Source organism: Rhizobium sp. Rhizsp42, assembly GCF_047304155.1.
Taxonomy (GTDB): Bacteria; Pseudomonadota; Alphaproteobacteria; order Rhizobiales; family Rhizobiaceae; genus Rhizobium.
The window spans coordinates 160,067-173,301 of the sequence record NZ_JBGLYS010000005.1; the positions used below are offsets into that span (position 1 = coordinate 160,067).

Annotated in this window: 9 protein-coding genes; 8 read left to right on the top strand and 1 reads right to left on the bottom strand. The window is 61.3% G+C overall.

Going from position 1 to position 13,235, the window contains the following annotated elements; all coding sequences use genetic code 11:
- Positions 1–630 precede the first annotated feature (630 nt).
- The 8 genes from dnaG (at position 631) to ACCD05_RS08020 (ending at position 12,364) form a co-directional block, all read left to right on the top strand.
- A complete protein-coding gene (dnaG, locus tag ACCD05_RS07985) occupies positions 631–2,649 on the top strand; it encodes a DNA primase (protein ID WP_413392033.1) in 2,019 nt (672 codons plus the stop codon).
- Entirely contained in the window at positions 2,649–4,505 is a 1,857-nt protein-coding gene (gene recQ, locus ACCD05_RS07990; RefSeq protein ID WP_413392034.1) for a DNA helicase RecQ, read from the top strand. Before dnaG ends, recQ begins: the two co-directional genes overlap by 1 nt.
- A gap of 91 nt (positions 4,506–4,596) precedes the next feature.
- Positions 4,597–5,427 carry a DUF3800 domain-containing protein gene (locus ACCD05_RS07995; protein ID WP_413392035.1) on the top strand — a complete coding sequence of 277 codons (831 nt, stop codon included), beginning with the start codon at positions 4,597–4,599 and terminating at the stop codon, positions 5,425–5,427.
- Between the two features lie 291 nt (positions 5,428–5,718).
- Positions 5,719–6,906, top strand: coding sequence for a glycine C-acetyltransferase (locus tag ACCD05_RS08000; protein WP_413392036.1), 1,188 nt, complete (start codon positions 5,719–5,721; stop codon positions 6,904–6,906).
- A gap of 43 nt (positions 6,907–6,949) precedes the next feature.
- Entirely contained in the window at positions 6,950–7,984 is a 1,035-nt protein-coding gene (gene tdh, locus ACCD05_RS08005; RefSeq protein ID WP_413392037.1) for an L-threonine 3-dehydrogenase, read from the top strand.
- Positions 7,985–7,999: 15 nt separating this feature from the next.
- Positions 8,000–8,347, top strand: coding sequence for a GFA family protein (locus ACCD05_RS08010; protein WP_047505981.1), 348 nt, complete (start codon positions 8,000–8,002; stop codon positions 8,345–8,347).
- A 475-nt stretch (positions 8,348–8,822) separates the two neighbouring features.
- On the top strand, positions 8,823–10,877 hold the full coding sequence (gene rpoD, locus ACCD05_RS08015) for an RNA polymerase sigma factor RpoD (protein ID WP_047505977.1): 2,055 nt from the start codon (positions 8,823–8,825) through the stop codon (positions 10,875–10,877).
- Between the two features lie 191 nt (positions 10,878–11,068).
- Positions 11,069–12,364 (top strand): DUF930 domain-containing protein, encoded by a 1,296-nt coding sequence (locus ACCD05_RS08020; protein ID WP_413392038.1) that lies wholly within the window; start codon positions 11,069–11,071, stop codon positions 12,362–12,364.
- 48 nt (positions 12,365–12,412) lie between these two features.
- Here the strand turns inward: ACCD05_RS08020 and blaOXA are convergent, their stop codons facing one another.
- On the bottom strand, positions 12,413–13,225 hold the full coding sequence (gene blaOXA, locus ACCD05_RS08025; RefSeq protein ID WP_413392039.1) for a class D beta-lactamase: 813 nt from the start codon (positions 13,223–13,225) through the stop codon (positions 12,413–12,415).
- Positions 13,226–13,235 lie beyond the last annotated feature (10 nt).

Consider the following 13,235-nt stretch of genomic DNA (forward strand, 5'->3'; position numbering starts at 1 on the left):
CCGCCTTCATTGGACTTGCGACCAACGACTGTCAATCAATTGCTGGTGGAATCTGCCTGTGATTGGCAGTCTAGATGTAAAATATGAAACGTCAGGTAGAAATTAAAGAAGGCAGGAACTGGGGGCGTTCCTGCCTTCTTGCTCTTTGCTCCGGCTGACGACGCAGGGCCTGGGTCCTCATCAGCGGGTATTTGCAAAGGCACCCTTGCAAGGCGGCGCCGGGGGTAGGGATGGTGCCTTGCGAGGGGATCGCTTTGTTGAGACTGACGTTATTGCGATGCGGCATGAGATTCAAATTACAAAAAAATAATAATTGGCGGGAATCGCCGCCTTAAAGCGAACACCAGTTATGGTGTCCGGCTCGCAATCGGATTCGAGTCTCGGCCGTAAGGTATTGTTTTACTTATAAGGGGAGAGGTTGCCGCATCGCGGCTGGTCTCGTTTGTCCTGCAAAGCTGGCTCTTGGCGCGTGGTGAATGCCTTCGACAGTCACGCTTTGTTGAAAGTAGGAAGTAGCCGCGTGTCCGGCGGGCGGTCGTCGAAGCAACCTGTGTATAGCGTGGCTATCGGCCAAAGTTCGTGGCATGCGCCCGGGAACTTGCTTATATGGAGGATAGCCAAGAGGTAGAAATGCGCTTTTCAAACTCCTTTCTCGACGAGATACGCGACCGCGTCCTGATTTCGGACGTGATCGGCCGCCGTGTGAGCTGGGACAAGCGCAAGACCAACGTCTCGCGCGCTGATTACTGGGCCTGCTGCCCGTTTCACGGCGAGAAGTCGCCGAGCTTCCACTGCGAGGACCGCAAGGGCCGCTACCATTGCTTCGGCTGCGGCGTGACCGGCGACCATTTCCGCTTCCTCACCGAGCTCGAGGGCCTGAGCTTTCCCGAGGCGGTGCAGACGATCGCCGATATGGCCGGCGTCGCGATGCCTGTCGCCGATCCGGCCATGGAGAAGCGCGAGAAGGAGCGGACGACGCTTCTTGACGTGATGGAGATGGCGACGCAGTTCTTCCAGGACCAGCTGCAGACGGCGAACGGCGCACGCGCACGCGCCTACCTGCGCGATCGCGGGCTGACCGGCCGGACGATTGAAACCTTCCGTCTAGGCTTTGCCCCCGATAGCCGCAATGCGCTGAAGGAGCATCTGGCGGGCAAGGGGGCGTCCAAGGAGCAGATCGAGGCCTGCGGTCTTGTCGTGCACGGGCCGGAGATCCCGGTTTCCTACGATCGCTTCCGCGACCGCATCATGTTCCCGATCTTGTCGTCGCGCGAGAAGGTGATCGCCTTCGGTGGCCGCGCCATGTCGCCGGATGCACCGGCAAAGTATCTCAATTCCAACGAGACGGAGCTCTTTCACAAGGGCAACGTGCTCTACAATTTCGCCCGCGCGCGGCGCTCGACACAGGGGGCCAATGGCGAAGGCACGATCATTGCCGTCGAAGGCTACATGGACGTGATCGCGCTCTATCAGGCGGGTGTTGAGAACGCGGTCGCCCCGCTCGGCACGGCGCTCACCGAAAACCAGCTGGAGCTCCTCTGGAAGATGACGCCGCAGCCGGTGCTCTGCTTCGACGGCGACGGCGCGGGCATTCGCGCCGCCAACCGCGCGGCCGATCTGGCACTGCCGCATATCAAGCCTGGCCGGACCGTGCGTTTCGCGCTGCTGCCTGATGGCAAGGACCCCGACGATCTCGTGCGCAACGAGGGGCGGGCGCCGTTCGACAAGGTGATGAGCCAAGCCAAGCCGCTGGCCGAGATGATCTGGGGCCGCGAATTGAAGACCGGCTCGTTCGAGACGCCGGAAGCCAAGGCCGAGCTCGAGGCGCGGCTGAGGCAGCTGGTGGCCGTGATTGCCGACGAAGACGTGCGCCGGCACTACCAGCAGGACATGCGCGACCGGCTGAACGGCTTCTTCCGGCCGCAGTTCCAGAACCGCGACGGCGGCGAGCGGCGCAATTTCGATCGCGGCGGTTTCGAGCGTGGCGGTTTTGAGCGTGGAGGTGGGCAGGGTCGCGGACGCGGCAACGATGGCCCGCGCGGTGCCCGAGTTTCCGGCGGCGGTATTTCGGATCGGCTGGCCCGCTCCGGGCTGGTACGTGGGCACCAGGAAACGCCGGCGCTGCGCGAGAGCGTCTTGGCGCTCACCGTCGTCAACCACCCGGCGCTGATGCAGGACGAGTATGACGAGATCGCCTCGATCGATTACGACAGCCGAGAGCTGCAGCGGCTCTGGTCGGGCATGCTCGGGGCCGCGGCGGCTGTCGCCGGTCCGCATCTGACGCGCGATTATCTGATCGAGCGCCTGGAAGAGCAGGGTTTTGGCGGGCTGATCCAGATGCTGGAGCAGCAGATCCGCAATGCGCGGCTATGGATCGCCACCGAGCAGGCGGCGATGGAGGATGCGCGCGAGGGCTATCGCCAGGCGCTCGCCTTCCACAAGCGCTCCAAGGCGCTGCGCTGGCAGAAGATCGAGCTGGAAAAAGAGATCGCCGAAGCCACCGAAAGCGGCAACGAAGAGGTGATCGATCAGCTGATGCGGGCGCTGCAGGAGGTTCATTTCGAGGGCCTGCGGCTTGAGAACCAGGAAGCGATCATCGATGGCTTCGGCGTGCTCTCGGGTCGCGTCAAAGGGGCTGCGAGCCATTGATGGACGCGGCGGATACACGGTTTTCGGCGGGCGACGCGCTGTTTGGCGCCGAGCGCACGCCGCTCGGCATTCTCAACCACGTCTATGGCTACCCGGCCTTTCGCGGCAAGCAGCAGGCGGTCGTCGAGCATCTGGTCGATGGCGGCGATGCGCTGGTGTTGTTTCCGACGGGAGCGGGCAAATCGCTCTGCTTCCAGATCCCGGCGCTCTGCCGCGATGGCGTCGGCATCGTCGTTTCGCCGCTGATCGCGCTGATGCGCGACCAGGTGGAGGCGATGAAGCAGCTCGGTATTCGGGCGGCCGCGCTCAACTCGTCGCTGACGCGCGAGGAATATGTCGAGGTTCGCCGGGCGATCTCGTCGGGAAATCTCGATCTGCTTTACGTGACGCCGGAACGCATCCTGATGGAGGGGTTTCGCGATATCATCGGCAATGCCAGGATCGCGCTCTTCGCCATCGATGAAGCGCACTGCGTATCCCAATGGGGCCACGACTTCCGGCCGGAATATCGCGAGCTCGGCAAGCTCGGCGAGCTTTATCCCGGTGTTCCCCGTATCGCGCTGACGGCGACGGCCGATCCGCATACACGCGACGATATCGCGGCGCGCCTTGGGCTCAATGGCGCGAAGATCTTCACCACCAGCTTCGACCGGCCGAATATCAGCTACGAAATCGTCGAGCGCGACCAGCCGCGCCAGCAGCTTCTGCGGTTCCTGGCCGGCCACAAGGGCAATAGCGGCATCGTCTATTGCCTGTCGCGCGCCAAGGTCGAGGATACGGCCGAGTGGCTGAACGGCCAGGGTATCCGGGCGCTTGCCTATCACGCCGGCATGGACCGCGCCGTGCGCGACGCCAACCAGGATGCCTTCCTCAAGGAAGAGGATCTCTGCCTCGTCGCCACCGTCGCCTTCGGCATGGGGATCGACAAGCCGAACGTGCGCTATGTCGCGCATCTCGATCTGCCGGGTTCCGTCGAGGCTTACTACCAGGAGACCGGCCGCGCCGGGCGCGACGGGCTGCCCTCCGAGGTGTGGATGGCCTATGGCATGGCTGACGTGATCCAGCGCGGGCGGATGATCGATGAAGGTGGTGCCGCCGACGAGATCAAGCGCGTGGAACGCTCCAAGCTCAACGCGCTGCTTGCCATCTGCGAGACGGCGTCGTGCCGGCGGCAGGCGATCCTGTCGCATTTCGGCGAAAGCCATGCCGGCAATTGCGGCGGCTGCGACACCTGCCTGAAGCCGGTGGAGACCTGGGATGGGACAGATGCCGCGATCAAGGCGCTGGCGGCGATCTACCGCACGGGCGAGCGTTTTGGCACGGGGCACGTCGTCGATGTCCTCATCGGCAATGTCAACGAAAAGACCGAGCGCTTCGGCCACACCGAAATGCCTGTGTTCGGTGCCGGCAAGGATATCGCCGCGCGCACCTGGCAATCCGTGTTCCGCCAGCTTTTGGCGATGGGGCTGGTGCGTGTCGACCACGGGGCTTTCGGCGCGCTGAAGCTGGAGGAGGGTGCGCGCGCCGTGTTCAAGCGAGAACGCGAGGTGTGCTTCCGCAAGGACCGCCCGGCCTCCGAACGGCGGCCGAAAAGGGCGGCACAAGCCGAACGTCGCTCGGTTCTCTCGGGCTCCGACGACGCGCTGTTCGAGGCGCTGCGCGCCGAGCGCACCGCGATCGCCCGCTCGCTCAGCGTCCCGCCCTACGTCGTCTTCCCCGACACAACGCTGATCGCCTTCGCCACCGAGCGGCCGCGCACGCACAAGGAACTGCTCGGCATTTCCGGCGTCGGGCAGTCGAAGCTGGAGCGGTATGGGGATGCGTTTCTCGAGGTGATTTTGGGGTTTGACGGGTGAGGGATATCGCATCGCTTTGACCGTTGCTGCCGAATATAGATATCTGTACAACTTCAGATATTGTTTTTGGTGATTGCTCGGCGCCGAGGCGGTGGCTGATTTGAAGCGATTTATTGCTTATGTTGACGAGGCCGGCGATGAAGGCTTCGGAAAATTGGGAAGCGATGAGCCGACTGCTCAATCGCAATGGTTTTCGATCGGCGCCTGCATTGTGAGCGAGGACAATAATCGGCTGATCGTCAGTTGGCGCGATGAAATCATGAGCGCCTTCAAGAACAAGAACAACAGAGATTTGCATTTCCGCGATTTGAAGCATGACCAGCGCGTCCATGCCTGCGCTACAATCGCAAAGAAACCCATCGGCGCATGCATCGTCTCATCCGCAAAGAAGACCTTGCTGGAAGCAAGTGAGCGCGACGTCTTCAAAAAGAAGCAGCACCTCTACAACTATCTGACGCGGCTCCTGCTTGAGAGAATTACCGACGCCTGCAGCAAGCGCGCCGCCGCCATCGGCGAACAGGCTCATTTGCGCGTGTTGTTTTCGCGACGCAAGGGCACCGATTACGAGCAGATGCGAGATTACCTGAGGTTTCTTCGCGACGGTCGGGAGAAGCTGCAGCCTATTCGATCAATCGATTGGTCGGTATTGGATCCAGAAGACATCGCCGTGGAGAACCATAAGGTAAGGGCTGGCTTGCAGGTGGCGGATCTCTTTACCAGCGCGGTCTGGAAAGCCCTTGAGCCGAATGGTTACGGGCGCTGCGAAGATCGCTACGCCCGCGAGATTGCTTCACGGCTTCTCAAATCAGACGGAAATGCACTGAACTACGGCTTCACGCTCATCCCGCCGTACTCGAAATGTCCGTTAAATGCCGAACAGCGGAGTTTCGTCGATTGGCTCATCGATCGAGCGAGGCATTGATTGTCGGGCGAATATAAGATGTGGGCCCCCGGTCCCCTGTCCCACACTGCGAAGAGTGCTGCCACCTTTCGGCAACTTGGGGATTTTCCGACGCTTGCCCACGACCCTGATGATAGGGATTTCGCTTTATAATAGCAAATGAACTTTTCGACACACGCTTCGGCGTTCGAATGATGTTGGTACTGGTCCGAGCTCTATCGTGTACCATCTATTCGACGGTTGGCGCTATCTTCATGATGGCTTACAAAGCAGTTGCTTCGTTTACCCGGATGAATACGAGAAGGGCCACCAATGACCTCGCAGTTCCTCTCCCATTTGCGCACCGAGCTTGCCGGCCTGAAGGAGGCCGGGCTTTATAAGGCGGAGCGCGTCATTACCTCGAAACAGGCGGGCGAGATCGCGATTTCATCCGGCGAGCGGGTGCTGAATTTCTGCGCCAACAATTATCTCGGCCTTGCCGACAACGCGGAACTCGCCGAGGCCGGCAAGCAGGCGCTTGATCGCTATGGTTATGGCATGGCGTCCGTGCGTTTCATCTGCGGGACGCAGGAGGAGCACAAGCAGCTGGAGGCCAGGATTTCGTCGTTTCTCGGGATGGAAGACACGATCCTTTATTCCTCCTGCTTCGATGCCAATGGCGGCCTGTTCGAGACGCTGCTTGGCGAGGAGGATGCGATCATTTCGGATGCGCTGAACCATGCCTCGATCATTGACGGCGTGCGTCTCTCCAAGGCGAAGCGTTTCCGCTACGCCAACAACGACATGGCGGCGCTCGAGGAGGAGTTGAAGAAGGCCGAGGGTAGCCGGTTCAAGCTGATCGCCACCGATGGCGTGTTTTCGATGGACGGGATCATCGCCAATCTCAAGGGTGTGTGCGATCTCGCCGAGAAGTATGGCGCGATGGTCATGGTCGATGACAGCCATGCTGTCGGGTTTGTCGGCAAGCATGGGCGCGGGTCGGCCGAGCATTGCGGCGTCGAGGGGCGGGTCGATATCATCACCGGCACGCTCGGCAAGGCGTTGGGCGGCGCGTCGGGCGGCTATACGTCGGCGAAGGCCGAGGTGGTGGAATGGCTGCGGCAGCGGTCGCGGCCCTATCTGTTTTCCAATACGCTGGCGCCCGTGATTGCTGCTGCGTCGTTGAAGGTGTTCGATCTGATCGATCATGGCGATGCGCTGCGGGCGCGGCTGTCGGCCAATGCGGATCTGTTTCGTTCGGAGATGACGAAGCTCGGCTTCACGCTTGCCGGCGAGGGGCATCCGATCATTCCCGTCATGCTGGGGGATGCGAAGCTGGCGCAGGATATGGCGGCGCTGATGCTGAAGAAGGGCGTTTATGTCATCGGTTTCTCCTTCCCCGTGGTTCCGAAGGGACAGGCGCGTATTCGTACGCAGATGTCGGCGGCGCATTCGGTCGAGGATGTCGAGCGGGCGATTGAGGCGTTCGCCGAGGCTGGGCGGGAGTTGGGTGTCATTTAGCTGAGAAGCCCGCGCACACGCATTGGCAATTGGGAGGAATTGAATGTCGAACATGATGAAGGCGCTGGTGAAGTCGAAGGCCGAGGTCGGGCTGTGGATGGAGCAGGTGCCGGTGCCCGAGGTCGGGCCGAACGATGTGCTGATCAAGGTCAAGAAGTCGGCGATCTGCGGCACCGACGTGCATATCTGGAACTGGGACCAGTGGGCGCAGAAGACCATTCCGGTGCCGATGGTGGTGGGGCACGAGTTCTGCGGCGTGATCGCCGAGGTGGGCTCGGCGGTCACCAAGTATCATGTCGGCGAGCGGGTGTCTGGCGAGGGGCATATCGTCTGCGGCAAATGCCGCAACTGTCGCGCCGGGCGCGGGCATCTCTGCCGCAATACGCAAGGGGTCGGCGTCAATCGGCCGGGTTCCTTCGGCGAGTTCGTCTGCATCCCGGAAGCCAATGTCGTGCCGATCCCTGATGATATTCCGGATGAGATCGCGGCGATCTTCGATCCGTTTGGTAACGCCGTGCATACGGCACTCTCTTTCGATCTCGTGGGTGAGGACGTGCTGGTCACCGGCGCGGGTCCGATCGGCATCATGGGGGCGCTGGTCGCCAAGCGGTCGGGGGCGCGCAAGGTCGTGATCACCGATATCAATCCGCACCGGCTCGATCTCGCCCGCAAACTCGGCATCGACCATGTCGTCGATGCGTCGAAGGAGAACCTCTCCGACGTGATGACCTCGATAGGCATGACCGAGGGCTTCGATGTCGGGCTGGAAATGTCGGGTGCGGCCCCTGCCTTTCGCGACATGATCGACAAGATGAACAATGGCGGCAAGATCGCCATTCTCGGCATCGCGCCCGCTGGTTTCGAGATCGACTGGAACAAGGTGATCTTCAAGATGCTCAATCTGAAGGGCATCTATGGCCGCGAGATGTTCGAGACCTGGTACAAGATGATCGCCTTTGTGCAGGGCGGGCTGGACCTTGCTCCTGTGATTACCCACCGCATCATCATCGACGATTTCCGCGAGGGCTTCGAGGCGATGCGGTCGGGCAACTCCGGCAAGGTGGTGATGGACTGGTAATGGGAGGAAAACGACATGAACTATGAAGGAAGCTGCCACTGCGGCCAGATCGCATTCGACGTCGAGGGTGACTTTACATCGGCCATCGACTGCAACTGTTCGCTCTGCCGGCGCCGCGGTGGGCTGCTCGCTTTCGTGCCGCGCGACAAGTTCAGCCTGAAGACGCCGCGCGAGGCACTATCGACCTACACATTCAACACCCATGTGATCCAGCATCATTTCTGCAGCAATTGCGGCGTCGGCCCATTCAGCGAGGGCAAGATGCCGGATGGCACGGAGATGGCCTGCATCAATCTGCGCTGTGTGCCCGCTGTCGATCTTGCGACGATCGAGATCCAGCCTTGGGATGGCAAGTCGCATTAGTCTGTCGGTTGGCTGGAGCCTCGGCGTGACCGCAGGTCGCGCCGGGGAGGTGTGTGAGGTATCTGCGACAACTGTTCGTTTCAGAAGAATGCCACGCGCTCTTGTCTTCCCGTGGTGACATCCTATCTATGCTTGGCAACCGCTTCGGCGGCTTGTGGCCTGTGGATAAGGCCTTTTCCAAGTTTTCTCGCGCTTTTTTGCTGGAAAAGCTTGACGAGAACTAAAATTGTGGGAATCACCGTTCGACTTGAATAGCGGTGAACTGGGTCAAGGGCAGATCGCACAACCATGGCCGGACATTTGGTGACATATGAACTCTGTCGTCCGGCGCCGGCAATCGTGGTTAATCAGGCATTAAATGTCATCCCGTTATCTGGGATCAGGTGATTCGAGACGGCCGTTTGCGGCGCGCCGGCTTTGATAGGGCCGTTTTACCGCAGCGAGTTTGAATAGCGTCAGGAAGGCGACGATATACATGGCAACGAAGGTCAAAGAGAACGAAGAAGCGGAAGTCGAACGCGACGGCGGTACCGACGGCCCTCTTCTCGATCTTTCCGATGACGCGGTCAAGAAAATGATCAAGGCCGCCAAGAAGCGCGGCTATGTGACGATGGACGAGCTCAATGCCGTTCTCCCGTCCGAGGAAGTGACATCCGAACAGATCGAAGACACGATGTCGATGCTGTCGGATATGGGCATCAACGTCATCGAGGATGAAGAAGCCGAGGAAGCTGGCGGCAACGACGGCGGCGACGACGATTCCGGTTCGGACGACGAAAGCGAAGGCGGCGAGCTTGCTCCCTCCGGCGGTACCGCACTTGCGACCGCCAAGAAGAAAGAGCCGACCGACCGCACCGACGACCCCGTGCGCATGTATCTGCGCGAAATGGGCTCGGTGGAGCTTCTGTCGCGCGAAGGCGAAATCGCCATTGCAAAGCGCATCGAGGCCGGCCGCGAAACGATGATCGGTGGTCTCTGTGAGAGCCCGCTGACCTTCCAGGCGATCATCATCTGGCGCGACGAACTCAACGAAGGCACGACACTGCTGCGCGAGATCATCGATCTCGAAACGACCTATTCCGGTCCCGAGGCGAAGGCTGCTCCGCAGTTCCAGAGCCCCGAGAAGATCGAGGCCGACCGCAAGGCCGCCGAAGAGAAGGAAAAGACCCGCCGCACCCGTTCGGGCGACGACGACATCACCAATGTCGGCGGCGAGGGCCTGCCTCCGGAAGAGGAAGAAGAAGACGAGGACGAATCCAACCTGTCGCTGGCCGCCATGGAAGCGGAACTGCGTCCGCAGGTCATGGAAACGCTCGACATCATCGCCGAGACCTACAAGAAGCTGCGCAAGCTGCAGGACCAGCAGGTCGAGCAGCGTCTCGCTGCGACTGGCACGCTGTCTTCCGCCCAGGAGCGCCGCTACAAGGAGCTCAAGGATGAGCTCATCAAGGCGGTGAAGTCTCTGTCGCTGAACCAGAACCGCGTCGACGCCCTTGTCGAGCAGCTCTACGACATCTCCAAGCGACTGATGCAGAACGAAGGCCGTCTGCTGCGTCTGGCCGAATCCTACGGCGTCAAGCGCGACTCGTTCCTGGAACAGTATCAGGGCGCTGAGCTCGATCCGAACTGGATGAAGTCGATCGCCAATCTGGCCGCACGCGGCTGGAAGGAATTCGCCAAGGGCGAAAACACGACGATCCGCGACATCCGCCAGGAGATTCAGAACCTTGCAACGGAAACCGGCATCTCGATCGCCGAATTCCGCCGCATCGTGTCGATGGTGCAGAAGGGCGAGCGCGAAGCGCGTATCGCCAAGAAGGAAATGGTCGAAGCGAACCTTCGCCTCGTCATCTCCATCGCCAAGAAGTACACGAACCGCGGCCTGCAGTTCCTCGACCTCATTCAGGAAGGCAACATCGGCCTGATGAAGGCGGTCGACAAGTTCGAATACCGTCGCGGTTACAAGTTCTCGACCTATGCGACATGGTGGATCCGTCAGGCGATCACCCGTTCGATCGCCGACCAGGCTCGTACGATCCGTATTCCTGTGCACATGATCGAAACGATCAACAAGATCGTTCGTACCTCGCGCCAGATGCTGCACGAGATCGGCCGCGAGCCGACGCCGGAAGAACTGGCCGAGAAGCTCGCCATGCCGCTCGAAAAGGTTCGTAAGGTCCTGAAGATCGCCAAGGAGCCGATTTCGCTCGAAACGCCTGTCGGTGACGAAGAAGATTCGCACCTCGGCGATTTCATCGAGGACAAGAACGCGCTTCTGCCGATCGACGCGGCCATTCAGGCGAACCTGCGCGAAACGACGACGCGTGTTCTGGCATCGCTCACGCCGCGCGAAGAGCGCGTGCTGCGCATGCGTTTCGGCATCGGCATGAACACCGACCATACGCTCGAAGAAGTCGGCCAGCAGTTCTCGGTTACCCGCGAACGTATCCGTCAGATCGAAGCGAAGGCGCTGCGCAAGCTGAAGCACCCGAGCCGCTCGCGTAAGCTCCGCTCGTTCCTCGACAGCTAAGTCGCGGACATATGTCATTGGAAAAGCCGGGCCGTTGGTCCGGCTTTTCTCGTTTCTGACGGTGTCTGGCTGGGGATTATCCGCCTTGGCGTTCACGCCCTTGTCAGGTGTGCGTGTTTTTTGCCTTTAAGGCTTGATGATGCCTTCTTAAAAGGCCACATCGACAACTTGTCGTTCAGCATTGCGTGGGTATGGCCAAGGCAACGGAAAAGCAATTGGGGTTGTTCGGCTGGGGCGTCATCGCCTCAGTGCTGCTTCATATTGTCGTCGTCGCCGGCTTCCTGATCAAGCTGCCGCAGCCGACGCCGCCTCCTCAGGAGGAGACGGTCAATGTCGAGATGGTGCCGCCGCCGGAAGAGAAAAAGCCCGAAGAGAAGAAGCCGGAGGAGCAGGCTGCGCTGAAGGTGCCGGAAGAGCCGAAGCCCGAGGAGAAGAAACCCGAGCAGCCGGCTGCGGCCGAAAAGCCCGCCGACGAACAGAAGCCGGAAGAAAAGAAAGCCGAGCAAAAGCCACCGGAGCCCAAGCAGGAAGAGGCCAAGGCCGAACCACCACCGCCGCCACCAAAGCCGCCGGAGGAGAAGCCGCCGGAAGCGCCCAAACCGCCTGAAGAAAAACCGCCCGAGCCGCCGCCGCCTGAAAAGCCTCCGGAAGAAAAGCCGCCCGAGGAAAAGAAAGCTGAGGAGAAGAAGGCCGAGGAACCGCCGAAGCCTGATCCTGCCGAACAGGCAAAGGCCGACCAACAGCCGAAGGGACCTGACGGCAAGCCGCAGCCGATCCAGCCGCTGCGCCCCGTCTTCGAGTTTGGCGACAAGGCGAGCGGCCCGAGGAAGGCCGAGGATGGCGATGCTTCCACCGAGGCGGGGAAGCCCGCAGGCGCACCCGATGCGGAAAAGCCGACGGATGACCCCGCATCGGCTGGGAAGCCCAATGCCGACGACAAACCGCCGGCCAAGCCGATGCCTGACGATATCAACCTGCCGCAGGTTGATGTCGCCGATGCGCATCAGGAAAACAACGGGCCGGCCGCAGAGGCGACCGGTGTGGTGACGACCGAAATTACGCAGGCCAAGCCGAAGGAGATCGCCAAGGCGGATCCCGCCGCCAGTGCCGCTCCCACGGCCGATCCGCTGACCAAGGTGAAGAAGCTCTATTCGCAGAACGACACGGGCGGTGACGTGGCGCGGACGGCGATCGACGGCATGCCGCGCGGTATGCGCGTTGCCGAACTCTGCACGACGGAACTGCGCGAGCAGCTCAGGCACTCGCCGCAGGGGTTCCGGCCGGAGCTCTTGCCATCCTATCGCCTGCAGCAGGGCAATGTGCTGGAGATCAAACGCGGCGCCTTCCGTGCCAGTGCGCGCTGGTACGATATGAGCTTCCGCTGCGAGGTCGATACCGACGGAACCAAGGTGCTGTCGTTCGCCTATGACGTGGGCGCCGCTATCCCGAAGTCGCAGTGGCGCAGCCGCGGGTTCCCCGATTTCTGAAGGGCGGATGCGGGCGCTGTTGTGGCACCCGCGAGCCTTGATCCAGACCTATTTGCTGCTGCCCGCAATCAGCGACGGCAGTTCGGCGAAGAGGGCGTCGCGGGCGCGAACGCCTGCCGTACCCTCGGTCTTCTTGTCGTCCTGGATCAGGCGGGCGAAGACCACGGTCCGGTCACCCTTCGTCGCCCAGCCGACGAACCAGCCCCAGGGATGCTCCTCGTCGAATGTGTAGTCTGGCAATCTCGGATAGGCCATGCCGGTCTTGCCCTGCACCGACCAGCCATCCGGCAGCTCGGTCTTCTCGACGACCTTCAGCGTCATGTCGGTCGCGTGGGCGGTGACGGGAAGCTGGCGGTTCACGAGCTTGCGCAGGAACGCCACCTGTTCCAGCGGCGATATCTTCAGCGACGAGGCGATCCATGCCCGGTCGAGGCCATTGTTCTTGCCCTTGTCGCCGGAGAAGTCGGCATTGCCGTAGTCCAGCTTCGTCGCGTAGTCGTGCAACGTGTTTTCACCGAGCGCGTGGGTGATGCGCTGGGAGAACCAGACGACCGAGTACTTTAACCAGCGGACGGCATCCGTCGGCTTCTTCCAGTTCTCGCCGCCCCAATCGGAATCGCCCTTGCGGAAGTTCAGGGTCGGGGTGTGTTCGTCCTTCAGGAAGCCGCTGTCATAGCCGATGACGCTCAGCGCCACCTTGAAGGTCGAGGCCGGCGTGACGCGGCCTTCGCAATCGCCCTCTTGGACAATCGTCTGTCCGGTCTTGGCGTCGGCCACGACAGTACAAATAGTCTTGGCTTGCGCGGTCGTGCCCATCGTGGCGAGCGCTGCGGCGGCAAGCAGGGTGGAGCGGAGATGCATGGAATGGCCC